The sequence below is a fragment of the Candidatus Pelagibacter bacterium nBUS_29 genome (assembly GCF_051200905.1).
GTDB lineage: Bacteria > Pseudomonadota > Alphaproteobacteria > Pelagibacterales > Pelagibacteraceae > Pelagibacter.
In genome coordinates, this window is sequence record NZ_CP172843.1 from 1,321,293 (window position 1) to 1,341,108 (window position 19,816).

The window sequence follows — 19,816 nt, forward strand, 5'->3', positions numbered from 1 at the left end:
GTATAATATTTTTTAAGCTTAATTATGATCATAAAGTCACAATCTCTAACAAAAGATAATGAAAAGGGTCTTTATTTGGTATCAACACCAATTGGTAATTTAAAAGATATTACTTTAAGAGCTATAGAAACATTAAAAAAATCAACTTATATTCTTTGCGAAGATACGAGAGTTTCCAGAATTCTATTAGACAGATATGAAATAAAATCACGCCTGATATCAAACCATAAATTTAATGAGTCAAAAAACTTAAATAAGATTATAGATCTGCTTAAAGCAGGAGAAATAATTTCATTAATTTCAGACGCTGGAACACCAAGTATTTCTGATCCAGGCGCAATATTAGTGAATGAATGTGTTAGAAATAATATTAGTATTACACCAATCCCAGGACCTTCAGCTGTTGCAACAGCGGTATCAATAAGTGGTTTTTCAGAAAAATTTATTTTTTGTGGATTTTTACCTGAAAAAAAACAAGCTCTTGTAAATGTTTTTAATAAAGTATCTAAATTTGATGAAACATGTGTTTTTTTTGTATCTTCAAAAAAAGTGAATAAAATTATTCCTGAATTAAAAAAAAACTTTAGTGGAAGAAAAATAATATTTTGCAGAGAAATTTCAAAAATATATGAAGAATTTATAAGAAAAAATGTAGATGATTTAGAAATATTTAATAAGGGGCTAAAAGGGGAGCTAACAGTAGTAATTTCTGAAAAACAAATTGATAAAAATCGCTCACAAGAATTAAGTGAATCAGATATGAGTATTATTAAAAGTATGATTAATAAATTAACTATAAAAGAAATCACAGAAATTATTTGTCATAATAAAGATATTTCAAAAAAAGAAATTTATAATTATTGTTTAAAAGTAAAAAATGAAATTTAAATTTATATTAGTCATTTTGTTGGGTGTAATTTTATCTAATTGTGCTGGTGTTTCCTCAAAAGGTATTTTTGGTACAGGAGTTAGCGTTGCTTTTGATCCACGAACTGTTGGCACTCAAATGGACGACTCAATCATGCAAAAAAATTTAGCTGCACGAATTCTTGTTAAAGATAAAAAATATTTATTATCAGTAAAATCTAAAGTATTAGATGGAAGAATTTTTTTAACAGGAAAAGTCGATAGTCCTGAAGAAAAATTATTATTAACAAAAGTAGCTTGGGAGATAAAAGGTGCCAGATCTGTTCGTAATGATATTAAAATAAAAGAAGAATTTAATTTTAAAAGATCTGCAAAAGATATTTTGATAACCTCTCAACTTAGAACAGCTATAATTTTAAATAAGAATATTAAAGCAACTAATTATCAAATTGATACTTATAAGAAAAAAATTTATGTTTATGGAATTGCATTAACTTCTGAAGAAAAAGATTTGGTTATAAGCGAAGCTAAAGAGATATTGGATGTAGAAGATGTAATTGCAAGTATTATCCTTGTAGAAGATTTAAGAATTCAAAAAGAGTAATTATTTTTTGTAATCAATTACATCTGCAGAATAAGCGGCAATCGAAGCTAAATTAATTAATTCTGATGTGGAAGATCTTAAAGGGGCAATTTCTATTGGTAATCCAAGTCCAATTAGTAAAGGTCCTATAACTTTAGTGTCGCCTAATGTTTTCATCATCTTATAAGATATTGCCGCACTGTGTTGTCCTGGCATAATTAAAATATTTGCTTTACCAACAATTTTTGAGAAAGGGTATAATTCTTGATACTCTGGATTTAGAGCAACATCTGGTTGCATATCTCCATCAAATTCAAAATCTACTTTTTTTTCTTTTAATATATCTACTGCTTTTCTAATGTGTTTTGTTCTGCTTGTAAGAGGTTGGCCAAACGTAGAGTGAGAAACAAATGCTACTTTAGGGTCAAAACCAAATAATCTTACTACTCTCGCTGTAGAAATAGCCATTTCAGCCATTTGTTCTGATGTTGGATATTCATGAACACTAGTGTCACCTACAAAAATGGTTTTACCTTTGTGAACAACCATATTTAGCCCAAACATGATCTCTCCATCTCTTACATCCACTACTTGTTTAATTTTCTCTAAAGAAGCACCAAATCTCCTTGTGTTTCCAGTAACAGCGCCATCAGCATCACCACAAGCAACCATGCTAGTTGCCCATATAACCCTATCATTTCTAACAAGTCTATCACAATCTCTTTCCAGCAAACCTTGTTCTCTTTGAAGTTTTTGAAACAAATGATTTACATATTTAATTCTTTTCTCTTCATCTTTAGAATTAACTATTTCAATATCAAAATTATCACTGTAACCAATATTTTTAATTTGTTCTTTTATCTTATCTTCTTTTCCGACTAAAATTGGAATACCTAACTTAGAATTCTTAAATGCTATTGCAGCTTTAAGTGTATTTTTATCTTCACCATCTGCGAATACAATTCTTTTTTGATTTTTTTTTATGTAAGAATTTATTCCCTGCATTATTGTCACTGTAGGGTCTAATCTTTGTTTAAGTTGATCTTTATATATTTCCAAGTCTTCAATATTTTTTCTTGCAACACCACTATCCATCGCAGCTTTTGCAACAGCTGCTGGGATTATACTGATTAATCTGGGGTCAAATGTAGAGGGAATAATATACTCTTTACCATAATGCGGTCTTTCACCTCCCATAGCAGCAACAACTTCATCAGGAACATCTTCTCTTGCAAGCTTTGCAATAGCCTGTGCTGCAGCAACTTTCATTTCCTCGTTTATTGTCTTTGATCTAACATCAAGAGCACCTCTAAAAATATAGGGAAAGCCAATTAAATTATTTACCTGATTTGGATAATCTGATCTACCAGTTGCAATAATTGCATCATCTCTTACCTCGTTTATTTCCTCAGGAGTAATTTCTGGATCAGGATTTGCACAGGCAAAAATTATAGGATTTTTTGCCATTGTTTTTACAAATTCTTTTTTTAGAGCACCCTTTGCAGACAAACCTAAAAAAACATCTGCACCCTTGATTGCCTCTTCTAAGGTCCTTAAATTAGTTTCAATTGCAAACCTAGATTTCCATTGATCTATGCCATCAGGCCTTCCTTTGTAGATTACGCCTTTTCTATCCAGCATAATTATGTTTTCATTTGGTACACCAGAATTTTTAAACAATTCTGTACATGCTTGTGCAGATGCGCCAGCTCCATTGACAACTACTTTTATTTCTTTTATTGATTTACCACTTATATCTAATGCATTTATTAAAGCTGCTGTTGTTATGATAGCGGTTCCATGTTGGTCGTCATGAAAAACAGGAATATCTAAAATTTCTTTTAATTTTTGTTCAATTATAAAGCAATCAGGAGCAGCTATGTCTTCTAAGTTTATTCCTCCAAAACTTGGAGCAAAATTTTTGATCGAGTTAATAATTTCTTCAGCATCAGAGCAGTCTATTTCAAGATCAATAGAGTCAATATCTGCAAACCTTTTAAAAAGTACTGCTTTACCTTCCATTACAGGTTTTGATGCAAGTGCCCCTAAGTTACCCATTCCTAAAATTGCCGAACCATTACTGATGACAGCCACCAAATTACCTTTACTGGTATAATCGTATGCTGTTTCTGGGTTTTCACTAATCATTCTAACAGGAGCTGCAACACCTGGAGAATATGCTAAAGCAAGATCTCTCTTAGTAGTCATATTTTTTGATGAAATAATCTCGATCTTCCCAGGTTTTTTATATTTATGAAAATCTAGAGCTTCTTTATCGGTGTAATGATCAATGTTAGTTTTTTTCATTTTTGATAATTAGGTATACAATTAGGGTAAAATTAAGACTAATATGATTTATGAACATAGTTAAGTCAACAGGCACATTTGGTTTTTTTACAATAATAAGCAGGTTGCTTGGCTACTTAAGGGATATTTTTATTGCAGTATTTCTTGGTACAGGAGCATTAGCTGATGTTTTTTTTGTAGCATTTAGAATTCCAAACACATTCAGAAGATTATTTGCTGAAGGTACTTTTAATGCAGCATTTGTCCCAAGTTATTCATCAGAAATAAATAAGGGTAAAAAACAATCAAATAAATTTGCCAATGATATTTTTAATCTTCTTTTTTTAGGTTTGTTATTTTTAACAATAATAATTGAAATCTTTATGCCTACATTTGTTTCAATTATTGCTCCAGGATTTGTTGGTGATTTAGAAAAAATGACGGTAGCAATAAATTTAACAAGGATTACTTTTCCTTTCTTACTTTTTATTTGTTTAGCATCTTTTTTTTCTGCAATTTTAAATTCACATAATAAGTTTGCAGCCGCAGCCGCAGCTCCAATAATTTTAAACATTGTTTTAATTTTAGTATTAATTTTTTCGAAATCTTTAGGTGATCAGTTGGTTTATTATTTGTCTTATGGTGTTTCTTTGGCTGGTTTTTTACAATTAATATTTTTATATAAATTTGTATCAAAATATTTTACACTAAAATTGAATTTCCAATTTAAAGCTAGTAACAAAGTTAAGTTTTTTTTTAAAAAACTTTTACCAAGTATTTTTTCCTCTGGAGTTACTCAAATTAATATTTTAATTGGAACAATAATTGCATCTTTTCAAGCAAGTGCAGTTTCTTATTTATATTATGCAGATAGAATTTATCAAATTAACTTAGCTATAGCTGGTATTGCTATTGGTGTTGTTATACTTCCACAACTTTCAAAACATATCCAATCTAGAAAAAAAAATAAGATTTTGCTTATACAAAATAAAGCCCTTGAATTAAGTTTATTTTTAAGTCTTCCAGCAACTATCGCCTTAGTTATTGGATCAGAAGAAATTATCTCAGCTTTATTTGGATATGGATCTTTTAATGAGAATTCGGTGAATAACTCAAGTTTAGCTTTATATTATTTTGCATTAGGTTTGCCTGCTTTTGCTTTAATAAAAGTTTTTTCAAGCTTTTTCTTTGCAAATCATGACACCAAAACGCCATTTTACATTTCTTTGATTTCAGTATTGCTTAATATTTTTATAAGCGTTTATTATTTTAGTGAAATTGGCTTTATAATAATTCCAATAGCAACATCTATTTCATCATGGTTTAATTCGATAATGTTATTTATATTTTTAAAAAATCGACAATTATTTAATTTCAATCAAATATTTTTGATCAAATTTATTAAAATAGTTTTTGCATCAATTATGATGGGATTATTTTTTAACTTTTTATTAAATTTTTTTCAAAACGAATTAGCATTTAATCATTCAATTAAATCTTTATATTTAGTTTTATCTGTTATATTTGGATTATCATTTTATTTAATTGTGTGCTATTTCATCAAAGCTTTTCAAATGAATGATATTAAATTAAAGTATTAATTTTATGAGTAAAAAAATATTTTCCGGCGTTCAGCCTACAGGCAATCTTCATTTGGGAAATTACCTAGGTGCAATTAAAAATTTTGTAGATTTAAACAATGATAATTCAAATGAGTGCATATTTTGTGTTGTAGATTTGCACGCAATTACTGTTAAACAAAACCCTAAGGAACTTAGAAGCAATATTCAGGAGACTATAGCTACATTTATTGCAAGTGGGATAGACCCAAAAAAAAGTATAATTTTTAATCAATCACAAGTACCTGCTCATGCAGAGGGTGCATGGATATTAAGCTGTGTTGCTAGAATTGGATGGTTAAATAGAATGACTCAATTCAAGGAAAAAGCTGGTAAAGATAAGGAAAAAGCTAGTGTGGGTCTTTATTCTTACCCAGTTCTAATGGCGTCTGATATTCTGTTGTATGATGCAACCCACGTTCCAGTTGGAGATGATCAAAAACAACATTTAGAGTTATGTAGAGATATTGCTCAAAAGTTTAATAGTGATTTTGAAATAGAAAATTTATTAAAAGTTCCAGAGCCTTTAATACAAAAAGAATTTTCAAGAATTATGAGTCTTAAAGATGGTTCAAGAAAAATGAGTAAATCTGAATTATCAGATTTAAGTAGAATAAATTTAACTGATGATAAAGACCTGATTATTAATAAAATTAAAAAAGCAAAAACAGACCCATTGCCAATGCCCAGCACTACGAAAGATCTTGCTGAAAGGTTAGAAGCAAAAAATCTTTTAGGGATATATGCAAGCTTAACAAATTCTACTTTAGAAAAAAGTGTAGAGATTTTTGCTGGAAAAAATTTTTCAGAATTTAAGGAAAAATTATCTGAAGTTCTTGTAGATAAAATTCAACCTATTTCATTAGAAATTAAAAAATTACTAGATGACAAATCGTATTTAGATAATACGCTTCTAGAAGGAGTTGAAAGAGCCAATAAAATAGCTTCAAAAAAGATTAAAAGAATTAAGGAAATAGTAGGTTTTTAGATAAAATTTATTATCGAGTGTTAATTTTTTAAATATTCACTATATATAATTCATGTTCGTTCAGACAGAAGTAACACCAAACCCTAATTCACTTAAGTTTCTACCTGGAAAAAAAGTGTCTAATAGTGGTCCATACGAAATTATTAACAAAGATGATATACAAAATGTACTTGTAAGAAATATACTTTCTATAAATGGAGTAGAGGGAATTTTTTTAGGAGAAGATTTCATTTCTGTAAACAAAAATGATATAACTAAATGGGATGATGTAAAACATATCGTAATTTCATTTATCAATGATTTTTATTCTGAAGGAAAAGAGTTTGTTATTGATGAAAGTTTAGATGAGCAAAATCCAAATCTGAACGAAATTGAACAAAGAATAGTAAAAATTTTAGACCAAAAAATAAGACCTGCAGTAGCTAGAGATGGTGGTGATATTAAATTTAAAGAGTTTAAAGATGGTGTGGTTAAAGTTCAATTACAGGGAAGTTGCTCTGGTTGTCCAAGTTCCACAATGACCTTAAAACAAGGCGTTCAAAATCTTTTATGTCATTATTTGCCAGAAGTTAAAGAAGTTGTTGCTATTTAAGATATGAAAAATAACCAAAATTTATTAGAACAAAAAAGTAAAAATACCTTAGTAAGATTTTTTCTAAGTAGTTTTTTTACTATTTCTTTTTTCTATATCATTCCAATATTGATTAATTTTGCTGATAAAAATTTTTATACCAAAGAATATACAAATAATTCAAAAAAGATTTTGGCATATACTCTTAATAAGAAAGATAAAAATAAAAAAGAAGTTTTAAAAGAAAAAGATATACTTTTGGATATTTTTAGCCTGAATAATTTAGAGTCGGACTCTGTAAGATTAAGTGCCTCAACTATAAAGGAATTATTTGAGGACACTGGATATGAGCTAAATGATGTAAGAAAAAATAAATTGGTTAAACCAGTTGCCTTAACTTTATTACCTCAAGAAATTAAAATGATTGAAAATGTAAAAAAAAGAAAAGAATTTTTTATACAAATTGTCTTACCATTAATTATACAAGAAAATGATAATATTAAAAAAGATAGAAGAACTCTCTTTAATATTATTAATAAAAGCAATAATTCAGACTCAGAAAAACAATGGTTGGAAAAAAAATACAAACAATATGGAGTAAAATTTAAAGATTTATCAACATTAAAAATTAGAATGGATGAAATACCAGTATCATTAGCAATTGCACAGGCAGCTAAAGAAACAGGTTGGGGAACTTCAAGATTTGCGCAAGAAGGTAACGCCTTATTTGGACAGTGGACTTGGTCAGGAGAGGGTCTTAAGCCTAAAGACGCTGAAAAGGGTAAAGATCATAAAGTTATGAAATTTAATATCCTTCAAGCATCAGTTAGAGCTTACCAAAGAAATTTAAATACTCATTCTACTTATAAAGCTTTTAGAAAAGCTAGAGCAGAGTTTAGAGATTCTAATAAATCGTTAGACAGCATGGAACTTTCTCAATATTTAAATAAATATGCAGAGACAGGCAATCAATATGTTGAGGTCTTGCAGAAAATAATAGAGCAAAACAAACTAAAAGATTTTGATGATGCAAAATTAATGCCTTCAAGTGTTGATCTTGAAAGTCTAATTTAGTTTTCTTTAATTGGAAATTGAATACCAAACCATCGCCATTTGCCTTTGTCATTTAAGGAGCAATTAATTCTGCCTCTTCTTGGTATAAATGGACCCCTAAATTTTATGGTTAATACCCTGTTGTTCAAACTTGTATTCGATTTTTCCCATTTATCTAACTCATTAGAGTAACAGCTAATATTTTTGATATTTTTTTGTTCGTTAAAAAATTTAACCTGAAAATTAGGTGGATTATTTTCTACTGATAAATTTTTCTCATAAGGAAGTAATTGTTTATATTCAAGTGGAAACGAATTTATAATGGAACTAAATCTTTTTAGGTCTCCATAATTTTCATTAATTGGGAATCTAGGTAATTCAAATTTATCTTTATTCAAGTCAATTACACCTGAATGTTGACCAAAAGCATAATCAAAATTTTGAGAAATATAGTCCCTCATGAATTTTGAATATTCACCAAAAGGATATGAAAATAAGTTTGGTACGTAGCCTAGATTTTTTAAAAATATTTTGTTTGCTTTCTCTATATCTAAGCTAAATAAATCATTATCACCATCAATAAGATATCCATGAGAATGTGAATGATGTCCTATTGAGGTAAATTTTTCAGCTTCAACTTCTTTAATCTGACTCCAAGTCATATACCCTTTTTTCCCAACAGGTTCTGTTGAAACAAATAAGATAAAGGGAATCTTATTTTTTTTTAAATATGGCCATGCTTCTTGATAAAATGACTGAAAAGCATCATCAATTGTTATAAGGATTTTTTTATTTGTTTTTGGTATATGAAAATTTTTTTCAAATTGTTTAGGATTTGAAAAAGTATAATTAGAGTTTATTATTATTTCCATCTGTTTCTTAAAAATATTCATTTGAATATTGGTTGAGGGATATTTGTGCTCATTAAAGCGGTGATACATCAATGACAAAATACCTTCATCATCAGAATAGTATTTGATATTATTTTCATCTGAAATAGAATCTGCGCTTATAAACAGGATAAAAATGAACAAACTTATTATAAATGTTACTAATGAAAAAATTTTTCTAATGATCATTACTACTGATAGTACTTATAATATTACATGTGAGAATACTAAAATTAATTATGAAAAATTTACTATAATTATTAATAATTTTCTCTCATCACAAAATCTTAAAATAGTTGATATTAGCGCAATTTATATCAACAAAGGACCAGGAAGTTTTGCTGGGATAAGAAACTCTCTATCTATAGTTAAAGCTTTTAATGTTGCGAAAAAGATAGATTATTATTGTTATAATTTAAATGATTTTAAAGATGAACACGATTTAAGTTATGAAAATATCCCTAATTTATGTAAAAAATATGAAATTAAAAAAAATTTGATTAATCCTATTTATATAAGTTAAAATTAATTATGTCAGAAACTATAGAAGAAAAATGTTTGCTTAAGGGTGTAAAGTTAACTGATCAAAGAAAAATAATTGCACAAGTAATGTCCCAATCGTCTGACCATCCAGATGTAGATGAGTTATATAACAGAGTTTCTAAAATTGATTCAAAAATTAGTATTGCTACTGTTTACAGAACTGTAAAATTATTTGAGGAGTCAGGTATATTGGCTAAGCATGAATTTAAGGGAGGAAAAGCAAGATATGAAGAGTTAAACGAAGGACACCACGATCATTTAATAGATGTTAAGTCAGGTGAAATTATTGAATTTGTGGATGAAGAAATTGAAAAGCTTCAAAAAAAAGTAGCAGAAAAATATGGTTATAAGCTAGTAGATCATAAACTTGAATTATATGGGATAAAGAAAAAGTCCCAATAAATGAAACAAAAAATTTTTATCAAAACTTTTGGCTGCCAAATGAATGAATATGACTCAAATAGAATATACGACTCAGTAAAAAAAATTGGTTTTGAAAAAACAGAAAACTATGAAGACGCAAGTTGTTATTTATTAAATACGTGTCATATACGTGATAAAGCTAAAGAAAAAGTTTATCATGAAATTGGAAGAGTTAAAAAAATTTTTAGATCAAAAAAAAAACCATTAGTAATTATTGCTGGATGTGTTGCGCAGGCAGAAAATCAAGAAATGTTAAAAAGAGAACCTTACATTGACTTTGTAATTGGGCCACAAGCTTATCATAAAATTAATGATACAATTTTAAATTATATTTCAAAAAATAAAAAAGTAGAGGAAACAGAATTTGATCCAATTTCAAAATTTAAATATTTTAATAAAATTAAAAATGACTCAGGTAAAATTTCTTCATTTTTAACAATCCAAGAAGGTTGCGATAAGTTTTGTCATTTTTGTGTAGTGCCATATACAAGAGGTCCAGAATATTCAAGACCATTTAGGCAGATTTTGGATGAGGCAAAGTATTTAGCAGACTCTGGCACACAAGAAATTATTTTACTTGGACAAAATGTAAATGCATACAAAAATGGAAAACAGAGATTATCAAATTTAATATTAGAAATTGAAAAATATTCTGAGGTTAAAAGAATTAGATACACAACATCACACCCTAAAGATATGACAGAGGATTTAATTGAAGTTTACAAAAATTCAAAAAAACTTATGCCCCTTGTACATTTACCAGTTCAGAGTGGATCTGATAAAATTTTAAATCTTATGAACAGAAAGCATACTATTAGTAATTATTATAAAATATATGATCAATTAAAAGAAATTAACCCCAACATTCAATTTTCAAGTGATTTTATTATAGGTTACCCTGGAGAAGAAGATGATGATTTTGAGGCTACTCTTGAACTTATCAAAAAAATTAAGTTTATAAACTCTTATTCTTTTATTTTTAGCCCAAGACCAGGAACTGTTGCAGCAGATTTGAAATTAATAGAAAAAAAAATTTCTATGGAAAGATTGGAAAAAATTCAAAGTCAATTATATGATAATCAAATACATATGAATAAATCATTGGAAAATAAAACAATTAATATTTTAGTTGAAAATTTAACAGAGAATAAAACCCAAGTTTTTGGTCGATCTGAATATATGACATCAGTTATTTTTAATGGTAAAAAAGAAGATGTCGGTAAGATTGTGTCAGTAAAAATCAACAATAGTAATCGAAGTACTTTATTCGGTGAAAGAGTTTTAATCTCTAAACCAAAAGTAGCATAAAAATTGAATAGTTTAACAAAAAAAAATAGTGATACAGCATTAAAGTTTGTTTACTCAGATAATAATTCTCTTAGTGTTATTTTTCATGACAATGAACTTTTAATTGGTCTTGTAGGTGAGTTTAATAAAAATTTAAAAGAATTAGAAAAAATTACAGAGACAAGTTTATACTCAAGAGGCAACTCTATTCTGATTAAATCTAATCCTGAAAAAAATGAAATAGTTAAAAATGCTATTAAATTTTTAGCTAATCAATTTATTAACAATGGAAGTATAGAGAACAAAGACATACTTTCTTCAGTCGATAATTTTATGATTAATGAAAAAGTTAAAAATAATAATGTCACAGATATAATTAAGACACCAAAAAAGTCTATTATTCCAAGATCAGAAAAACAAAAAGATTATGTGAGAGCTTTAAGACAAAGTGATATAATAATTTCAGCAGGCCCTGCAGGAACTGGAAAAACATTTTTGGCAGTAGCTGTAGGTCTTACAATGTTGTTAGAAAAAAAGATTGAAAGAATAATTTTATCTAGGCCAGCTGTTGAGGCTGGTGAAAGGTTAGGATTTTTACCTGGCGATATGAAAGAAAAAGTAGATCCTTATCTAAGACCCTTGTATGACTCTTTATATGATCTTTTTGATTTTGAAAAAATTCAAAGAATGATTGAAATTGGTGATATTGAAATTGCACCACTTGCTTTCATGAGAGGAAGAACTCTTAAAAATTCATTTGCAATTTTAGACGAGTCTCAGAATGCAACTGATACTCAAATTAAAATGTTTTTAACTAGAATTGGAGAAAATTCTAAAATAGTAATTAACGGTGATCCAACTCAAATTGATTTACCAAATAAAAATATATCTGGCTTAGTTAGATCAAAAGAACTATTGGGCCATCTAAATGAGATATCAGTAGTTGATTTTGATCATTCAGATGTTGTTAGACACCCACTTGTCTCTAAAATAGTTAAAGCCTACTCAAAAAATGATTAATATTGACGTTTTCTCAGAGGAGAAAGCTTGGTCAAAAAAACTGAGAAAAAAGGAACTTTTCTTTAAAAAAATTTGTAGCCTGTTTCCAAAAAAATATCAATTTCCCAACAAGAGTGTTAGCCTCACCTTACTTCTTTCAAATAATAAATGTATTAAAAAATTAAATAAAGATTTTAGAAACAAAAATAAGTCTACTGATATCCTTTCATTTCCTTTAACTAAAAAAAAATCAATAGCTAAAAAAACTTATATTGGAGACATTATAATTAGTTATGATTTTATGAATAAACCAAAATCACAAAATATTAAAAATTTTAAAGAAAAATTAATTAAAACTTTTATACACGGATTTCTTCATTTACTTGGTTTTGATCATATTAAAGATAAAGATTATACAAAAATGCTAAATGAGGAAGAAAGAATATATAAATCAGTAATTTCAAAGATTAATTAGATTGATAAAAAAAAATTACATTGAAATAATATTTTTAATTTCCCTAGGTGTGGCTTCATCTTTAAGTTTGCCTCCATATAACTATTTAATAATAAACTTTTTTACCTTCAGTGCCTTTTTTATATTTTTGTTCAAAAAATCTAAGATTATCCAAAATAAAAAAATTTTCTTTTTATATGGGTGGTTATTTGGATTTGGTTTTTTTTTATCAAGTTTATATTGGATATCGATATCTTTAACATTTGATCAAAATTTTAAATTTTTAATTCCTATAACTGTTATCTTAATACCAGCTTTTTTAGGCATTTTTTATGGATTGGTTACCTTGTGTTTTATAATTTTAAGACCTAAAAAAACTGTAGTTTCCTTTTTTTCTTTTTCATTATTTTTTGGAATTTTTGAATTTATAAGAGGATCGATTTTAACTGGTTTCCCTTGGAATTTAATTGCCCATAGTTTTTCAAATCATCTAGAAATTTTAAGCATCACTTCTTTTATTGGAACCTATGGATTTAATTTATTCTGTATTTCATTGTTTACTAGTCCTGCAATTTTTATATTAAGGGATACAAAAAAAGATATAGGTGTGTGTATTGCTTTTTTAATCATGCCATTATTATTTTATATGTATGGATTATCTTATAAAGAAAAATTTAATACATCAGATGTTGTATCTTATAACCACAAAATAAGAGTAATTGGTTCAAATATTAGTCTTGATAGATTTTATTTAAATATTGATCCAGTGTCAGTAATAAACGATTTAATTGAAATAAGTGAACCTACAAAAAATGAAAAAACTATTTTCGTATGGCCAGAGGGAATTTTTCCAGAAATTTCACAAAAAGAATTGTTTAAATATAAATGGTTGTTTGAAAAGAGATTTAATAAAAATCACTTATTATTAATTGGTATTAATAATCAAATCATCAATAAAGACAGTATCAATTATTTTAATTCTCTATCCATTTATGATCATAATTTAGAATTATTAAATTTTTACAATAAGGTGAATCTTGTCCCTTTTGGTGAATTTTTACCTTTCGAAAATAAATTAAAAGCTCTTGGTTTAAGGTCGATTACAAATAATTATCAATCATTTTCAAAGGGAAATAGAAGAGAAATTATGGAGATTAATAGAGAGGGTTTTTCTATTAAAATATTACCATTGATTTGTTATGAGATAATTTATTCGGGTAAAATTTTTACTAATTCAAATTTTGATCTAATAATTAATATTTCTGAAGATGGATGGTTTGGTAACTCAATAGGCCCCAAGCAACATTTTACACATAGCATTTTTAGAGCAATAGAAAGTGGTAAATATTTATTGCGTTCAGCAAACAATGGAATTGCAGCTATTATTAATCCATTAGGTATTGTTGAGCAAAAAGTTGAATATGGTAAATCAGGTTATGTGGACTTAAAGGAGACTAAAAAAATGCAACCAACTTTATTTGCTAAATACGGAAATAAAATCTTCATAACATTAATTTTATTATATATTTTTATAATTTTTTCATTTAATAGAATTAAAAATGAGTAATTTAAAAAATTATCTATTTACAAGTGAATCAGTATCCGAAGGTCATCCAGATAAAGTCTCTGATAGAATTTCAGATATGGTTGTCGATAGCTACCTTTCTGGAGATCCTTTCTCAAGAGTTGCGTGTGAAACGCTTACAACAACTAATAAAGTAGTTTTAGCAGGTGAAGTTAGAGGACCTGAAATAAAGCAAGAGGAATTAATTGAAAAAGTTAGAAATTGCATAAAAGATATTGGTTACGATCAAGAGGGATTTACCTGGAGAGAAGCAACTAAAATAGAAAGCCATCTTCATTCACAATCTGCTGATATTGCAATGGGGGTGGATTCAACTGGAAATAAAGATGAAGGAGCTGGTGACCAAGGTATTATGTTTGGCTATGCTTGTAGTGAAACAGATGTTTTAATGCCAGCACCTATTCATTACTCTCATAAAATTTTACGATTAATGGCAGAAGATAGAAAGTCAGGAAAATTAAAAAACATAGAACCAGATAGTAAAAGCCAAGTTACTTTTGAATATGTAGATGGAAAACCTACAAAAGTAAAATCTATAGTAATTTCTTCTCAACATTCAAAAGATGTTAATCAAGCACAAGTTAGAGATTTGTTGAGACCTTATATGTTACAATCTATTCCATCAAATTTTCTCGAAGGTTTTAATGAAGATGAATTTTATGTCAATCCTACAGGTAATTTTGTAATTGGTGGTCCTGATGGAGATTGTGGATTAACTGGAAGGAAAATTATAGTAGATACTTATGGTGGTGCAGCGCCGCACGGTGGTGGTGCGTTTTCTGGAAAAGATCCAACTAAAGTGGATAGATCTGCTGCATATGCAGCTAGATATATTGCAAAAAATGTTGTTGCTTCAAAAATTGCTGACAAGTGTTTAATTCAATTAGCTTACGCAATTGGTGTGTCAAAACCATTGTCAATTTATGTTGATTTATTTGATAATGATTTGGATAAAAATAAATTTGTTGCAGATAAGATAAATGAAAATTTTGATCTGAGCCCTCGAGGAATCAGAGAGATGCTAAATTTAAATAGGCCAATTTATGAGAAAACAGCTGCATACGGCCACTTTGGAAGAACACCAGAAGACAATGGTTCATTTTCTTGGGAAAAAACAGATAAAACTAGTCATTTTTCTAAATAGTTTCTGTTGAATTAAAAAAAAACTTTACTATATTGCCTTTACATTATTGAATTTACAAAATGGGCATTAGCCCATTTTTTTTTGGAATAAACAAAAACATGTTAAATAAAAGAGCAGATAAACTTGAACTATTAAGAATTGCTGAAGCAGTTGCTTTAGAAAAATCTATCGACAAAGAACTAATCATCAGTTCTATGGAAACTGGTATAGCAAAAGCAGCTAAATCTAAATTTGGTCAAGAAAATGAAATTAAAGTTTCTATTAATAGAGATAATGGAGATATAGAAATTTTTAGAAAATTGGTTGTTGCTGAAAATCCTGAAAATTCTAATACAGAAATTAAACTTGAGGATGCTATTAATCTTAATGAAATAAACAAAGATAAAGCAATTGGAGACGAAGTATTACAACCATTACCATCATTTGATTTTGGTAGAATTGCAGCTCAAACTGCAAAACAAGTAATAAGTTTTAATGTTAGAGAGGCTGAAAGAGAAAGACAGTACAATGACTTTGTTGATAAAAAGGATACAATTTTAAGTGGTATTGTTAAACGATTAGAATTTGGAAATGTGATAGCCGATCTTGGGCGTACTGAAGCAATAATCCAAAAAAATGAAATGATACCAAGAGAAAATATTAAGGCTGGAGATAGAATTAAGGCCTATTGTTATGATGTCAGAAGAGAGCCAAGAGGACAACAAATTTTCTTATCAAGAGCACACCCTAAATTTATGGAGAAACTTTTTGTTCAAGAAGTACCAGAAATTTATGATGGATTAATTGAAATTAAATCATCATCAAGAGATCCAGGTAGTAGAGCAAAAATTTGTGTAAAAGCTGTTGATACTTCTCTTGATCCAGTTGGAGCTTGTGTTGGAATGAGAGGCTCTAGAGTTCAAGCTGTTGTAAATGAATTACAAGGAGAAAAAATTGATATTGTAAACTGGTCAGAAGATCCAGCAGTTTTAGTTTCAAACGCTTTATCTCCAGCAGAAGTTCAAAGAGTAAATGTTGATTCAGAAAGAAAAAAATTAGATGTAATTTTAACAGAAGAAAATTTGAGTAAAGCGATTGGGCGAAGAGGTCAAAACGTAAGACTTGCAACAAAGTTATTAAATTATGAAATTAATATAATGACAGATGCAGAAGACTCAGAAAGAAGACAATCTGAATTTAAAGAAAAAACAGAAAACTTTGTAAAAAATTTAGAACTAGACGAAACATTGGGTCAACTACTTGTTGCTGAAGGTTTTTCATCAATAGATGATATTAAAGATACTACGGCAGAAAGCTTGATGAAAATAGAGGGTATTGAAGAAGATACTGCAAAAGCTCTTATAGAAAGAGCAAAAGAATTTCATCAAAAGGATCAAGAAGATATTTCAGAAAGAATAAAAGAATTAGGTCTTCAAGGCCAGTTAATAAATTTAAAAGGACTAACACCTGGTATGTTAATGACTTTGGGTGAACAAAAAATTCTTACATTAGAGGATTTTGCTGACTTAGCATCAGATGAGCTAACAGGTGGATATGATATTGTAAAAGGTGAAAGAGTAAAAATACAAGGTTACTTGGAAGATTTTGCTTTATCAAAAGAAGAAGCAGATGAATTGATTATGTCTGCGAGAAATATTGTCTACAAAGATTGAGTGATGAGCTATGGAAAAAAAAACAAAATTAACAATATCTGGCACAGCCAAAAAATCGTTCAAAAATATTGAGATTGCAAAAACTCAAGGAAAAAATTCTGTAGTTATCGAAAAACAACCAAGTAAATTTCCGAGTAGAGGTGGATCATCTAGACCTGGAAGTTTCAAGCCAAAAACTACCTCAACAATTAACAGAGGTGCTTCCGCAAAACCATCATTTGCACCTAAATCACCCCCAATAACAAACGATTTTGAGCGAAGAAAACTTGCTGAGCAAAGAGCAACAAAAAGACTTAAAGGGGATGAAAATAAAGACAAGAAAACACTAAAGGCTGGAACCAAAAAAAGAGAATTAAAATTAACAGTCTCAAGAGCTCTAAGTGATGAAATCGAGGCAAAAGCTAGAAGTGAAGCTTCTGTTAAGAGAGCAAGGCAAAAAGAAAATAAAAATTTAACTAAAGAGGAAGTTCAAGAAAATTTAAAACCTGTTAAACGAGATGTAAATATTCCAGAAGCTATTACAGTTAGAGAACTTGCTAATAGAATGGCAGAACAATCAAGTAGCGTTATTAAGTTTTTATTTGGAATGGGCGTTACTGTAACTATCAATCAAACATTAGCAGCTGATACTGCTGAATACTTAGTAAAAGAGTTTGGACACAACCCGATAAGAGAAGAAAAAGCTGAGGAAATAATTCAAAAAATTAAAGCTACTAGAGTTGAAAATTTAAAGAATAGACCACCAATCATAACTGTAATGGGTCACGTTGATCATGGAAAGACTTCAGTCTTAGATGTTTTAAGAAGTGCGAATGTTGTGTCAGGAGAATTTGGTGGAATTACACAACATATTGGAGCTTATCAAATAGAAAGCCAATCTAATAAGTTAACATTCATTGATACTCCTGGTCACGCAGCTTTCACAGAAATGAGAGCAAGAGGATCAAAACTAACTGATGTAGTAGTTTTAGTTGTTGCAGCTGATGATGGTGTTAAACCGCAAACAGTAGAGTCTATAAAACATGCAAAAGCTGCAAATGTTCCAATTGTTGTAGCAATTAATAAATGTGACTTGCCAGATGCGGACCCTCAAAAAATTAAGAACCAATTATTAGAACACGAACTGATTGCAGAAGATTTATCTGGAGACACTTTAATGGTTGAAATCTCAGCAACTGCTAAAAAGAATTTAGATAAATTAGTTGAAGCGATAATTTTACAAGCTGAAATATTAGACTTAAAAACTGATTTTGAATCTAAGGCTACAGGTATTGTTCTTGAATCTAAAATTGATGTTGGAAGAGGACCTGTTGCAACAATTATAGTAACCACTGGAACTTTAAAAAAAGGTGATTTTTTTGTTAGTGGTTTGAGATGGGGAAAAGTAAGAGCAATAATTGATGATAAAGGAAAAAATATCAATGAAGCACCTCCGTCTGCACCAGTTGAGATTTTAGGAATTAATGGTGCAGCTAAATCTGGAGACGATTTTATCGTTGTTGATAATGAAAAAGAGGCGAAAACTTTAAGTGAAAATAGAGCTCAAGAAAGTAAAGATACGAAAAATCCATTAACGTTTGCAACTCAAGATTCAGCTTTTTCAGATACTTCAGCAGAAGAATTAAATTTAATAATTAAATCAGACGTTCATGGATCATCAGAGGCAATTAAAAATGCAATTAGTCAAATTAAACATGACGAAGTTAAGCCAAAGATAATTCTAGCAGATATTGGAATGGTAACCGAAACAGATGTTACTTTAGCAAAAGCTTCTAATGCAGTTCTAATAGCGTTCAATGTTAAACCAAGTAAGGAAGCAAAAAAATTAGCAGAAAACGAAAAAATAAAGATTTCATCATATAATATTATTTATGAAGTCCTAGATTATATTAAACAAAAAATGTCAGGATTGTTATCACCCGATATTCAGGAGACAGTTACAGGTACAGCTCAAATTTTAGAAATATTTAAAGTTTCAGGAGCTGGAAAGGTGGCAGGATCAAAAGTGATGGAGGGTGAAATCACTACTGCTTCAGATGTTAGAATAATTAGAGATGGAGCAATCATTTATACAGGCAAAGTTGGAACTTTATTTAGAGAAAAAAACCAAGTAAAACAGGTCAGTAATGGCCAAGAATGTGGAATTACCGTAAAAGATTATATGGATTTCCAAAAAAACGATACAATAGAGGCGTTTAGTGTAACATCCACTGAGAGAATGATCTAATGAGTGATAGAATTGGAAAACCAATATCCCAAAGACAGCTAAGAGTTGGAGAAATGATCAGGCAGTCTTTAAGCATGATTTTTATAAAAAATGAGGCTAAGGTCCCCAATTTAGAAACTAACACTATAACGGTTACAGAGGTAAGAATGAGTCAGGACTTAAAAATAGCTAAAGCATATGTGCTTCCACTTGGAGGTAAAAATGCTGAAGAAGCAATCAATGTTTTAAAAAAATACTCATTTTTAATTAGAAAAATATTATCACAGAAAGTGGTTATGAAATTTTTACCAAAATTACTTTTTAGAAAAGACGAGTCTTTTGAGTATGCGGAAAAAATAGAAAATTTAATAAAACAAACAAATAAATAGGAAAAAAGAGGCATGAACAAAAAGGCACAAGAATTAGCAACGCATGATAAAGATACTGGATCTTCAGAGGTTCAGATTGCTTTGCTAACAGAGAAAATTGAAACTCTCTCTACACATATTAAGCAATTCAAAAAAGACAAACACTCATCTGTTGGATTGTTGAGAGCGGTAAATAGAAGAAAAAAATTGTTAGAATACCTAAAAAACACAAAAATGGATTCTTACAAAAATGTACTGTCGAAATTGGGTTTAAGAAAATAAAGATCAAGATAGATAG

General features: G+C 28.8%; 19 protein-coding genes. 17 read left to right on the forward strand and 2 right to left on the reverse strand.

Annotation, left to right across the window (positions count from 1 at the left end; genetic code table 11):
* The first annotated feature begins 24 nt into the window (after positions 1-24).
* Positions 25-888: a 16S rRNA (cytidine(1402)-2'-O)-methyltransferase gene (rsmI, locus tag ACIJYA_RS07105; RefSeq protein WP_435088416.1), complete on the forward strand. Its 864-nt coding sequence runs from the start codon at positions 25-27 to the stop codon at positions 886-888.
* Positions 878-1,471 carry a BON domain-containing protein gene (locus ACIJYA_RS07110; protein WP_435088418.1) on the forward strand — a complete coding sequence of 198 codons (594 nt, stop codon included), beginning with the start codon at positions 878-880 and terminating at the stop codon, positions 1,469-1,471. Before rsmI ends, ACIJYA_RS07110 begins: the two co-directional genes overlap by 11 nt.
* On the opposite strand, the gene ACIJYA_RS07115 is transcribed toward ACIJYA_RS07110, so the two are convergent.
* The gene (locus ACIJYA_RS07115; protein ID WP_435088420.1) at positions 1,472-3,757 is read right to left on the reverse strand and encodes an NADP-dependent malic enzyme; all 2,286 of its coding nucleotides are present in this window, start codon (positions 3,755-3,757) and stop codon (positions 1,472-1,474) included. It abuts the gene before it with no gap.
* A 50-nt stretch (positions 3,758-3,807) separates the two neighbouring features.
* On the opposite strand from ACIJYA_RS07115, the gene murJ reads away from it, so the two are divergent.
* Genes murJ through ACIJYA_RS07135 form a run of 4 tightly spaced genes read left to right on the forward strand, consistent with a single transcriptional unit; the run spans position 3,808 to position 7,988 of the window.
* Positions 3,808-5,337 (forward strand): murein biosynthesis integral membrane protein MurJ, encoded by a 1,530-nt coding sequence (gene murJ / locus ACIJYA_RS07120; RefSeq protein WP_435088422.1) that lies wholly within the window; start codon positions 3,808-3,810, stop codon positions 5,335-5,337.
* A gap of 4 nt (positions 5,338-5,341) precedes the next feature.
* Complete coding sequence (gene trpS, locus ACIJYA_RS07125; RefSeq protein WP_435088423.1) at positions 5,342-6,343, forward strand: tryptophan--tRNA ligase; 1,002 nt, start codon at positions 5,342-5,344, stop codon at positions 6,341-6,343.
* Positions 6,344-6,395: 52 nt separating this feature from the next.
* The gene (locus ACIJYA_RS07130) at positions 6,396-6,935 is read left to right on the forward strand and encodes a NifU family protein (RefSeq protein ID WP_435088424.1); all 540 of its coding nucleotides are present in this window, start codon (positions 6,396-6,398) and stop codon (positions 6,933-6,935) included.
* A 3-nt stretch (positions 6,936-6,938) separates the two neighbouring features.
* A complete protein-coding gene (locus ACIJYA_RS07135; protein ID WP_435088425.1) occupies positions 6,939-7,988 on the forward strand; it encodes a glucosaminidase domain-containing protein in 1,050 nt (349 codons plus the stop codon).
* Here the strand turns inward: ACIJYA_RS07135 and ACIJYA_RS07140 are convergent.
* Positions 7,985-9,001, reverse strand: a complete 1,017-nt coding sequence (locus tag ACIJYA_RS07140) for a polysaccharide deacetylase family protein (protein WP_435088426.1) — start codon at positions 8,999-9,001, stop codon at positions 7,985-7,987. The two genes, ACIJYA_RS07135 and ACIJYA_RS07140, sit on opposite strands and share 4 nt — an antisense overlap.
* Between ACIJYA_RS07140 and ACIJYA_RS07145 the strand changes: the two genes are divergently transcribed.
* The 11 genes from ACIJYA_RS07145 (at position 8,994) to rpsO (ending at position 19,800) form a co-directional block, all read left to right on the forward strand.
* Entirely contained in the window at positions 8,994-9,380 is a 387-nt protein-coding gene (locus tag ACIJYA_RS07145) for a peptidase M22 (RefSeq protein WP_435088427.1), read from the forward strand. The genes ACIJYA_RS07140 and ACIJYA_RS07145 overlap by 8 nt on opposite strands.
* Positions 9,381-9,388: 8 nt before the next feature.
* On the forward strand, positions 9,389-9,802 hold the full coding sequence (locus tag ACIJYA_RS07150; RefSeq protein ID WP_435088428.1) for a Fur family transcriptional regulator: 414 nt from the start codon (positions 9,389-9,391) through the stop codon (positions 9,800-9,802).
* Entirely contained in the window at positions 9,803-11,131 is a 1,329-nt protein-coding gene (gene miaB / locus ACIJYA_RS07155; protein WP_435088429.1) for a tRNA (N6-isopentenyl adenosine(37)-C2)-methylthiotransferase MiaB, read from the forward strand. It begins immediately after the preceding gene.
* 3 nt (positions 11,132-11,134) lie between these two features.
* Positions 11,135-12,130, forward strand: a complete 996-nt coding sequence (locus ACIJYA_RS07160) for a PhoH family protein (RefSeq protein ID WP_435088430.1) — start codon at positions 11,135-11,137, stop codon at positions 12,128-12,130.
* Complete coding sequence (gene ybeY / locus ACIJYA_RS07165) at positions 12,123-12,584, forward strand: rRNA maturation RNase YbeY (RefSeq protein WP_435088431.1); 462 nt, start codon at positions 12,123-12,125, stop codon at positions 12,582-12,584. Before ACIJYA_RS07160 ends, ybeY begins: the two co-directional genes overlap by 8 nt.
* A gap of 49 nt (positions 12,585-12,633) precedes the next feature.
* Positions 12,634-14,130: an apolipoprotein N-acyltransferase gene (gene lnt / locus ACIJYA_RS07170; RefSeq protein WP_435089274.1), complete on the forward strand. Its 1,497-nt coding sequence runs from the start codon at positions 12,634-12,636 to the stop codon at positions 14,128-14,130.
* Complete coding sequence (gene metK / locus ACIJYA_RS07175) at positions 14,123-15,292, forward strand: methionine adenosyltransferase (protein ID WP_435088432.1); 1,170 nt, start codon at positions 14,123-14,125, stop codon at positions 15,290-15,292. The genes lnt and metK overlap by 8 nt, the downstream gene beginning before the upstream one ends.
* Before the next feature lie 98 nt (positions 15,293-15,390).
* Positions 15,391-16,944, forward strand: a complete 1,554-nt coding sequence (gene nusA / locus ACIJYA_RS07180) for a transcription termination factor NusA (protein ID WP_435088433.1) — start codon at positions 15,391-15,393, stop codon at positions 16,942-16,944.
* A 10-nt stretch (positions 16,945-16,954) separates the two neighbouring features.
* Positions 16,955-19,171, forward strand: a complete 2,217-nt coding sequence (gene infB, locus ACIJYA_RS07185) for a translation initiation factor IF-2 (RefSeq protein WP_435088434.1) — start codon at positions 16,955-16,957, stop codon at positions 19,169-19,171.
* Positions 19,171-19,539, forward strand: a complete 369-nt coding sequence (gene rbfA / locus ACIJYA_RS07190) for a 30S ribosome-binding factor RbfA (protein WP_435088435.1) — start codon at positions 19,171-19,173, stop codon at positions 19,537-19,539. Before infB ends, rbfA begins: the two co-directional genes overlap by 1 nt.
* A gap of 12 nt (positions 19,540-19,551) precedes the next feature.
* Entirely contained in the window at positions 19,552-19,800 is a 249-nt protein-coding gene (gene rpsO, locus ACIJYA_RS07195) for a 30S ribosomal protein S15 (RefSeq protein WP_435088436.1), read from the forward strand.
* The last annotated feature ends 16 nt before the right edge of the window (positions 19,801-19,816 follow it).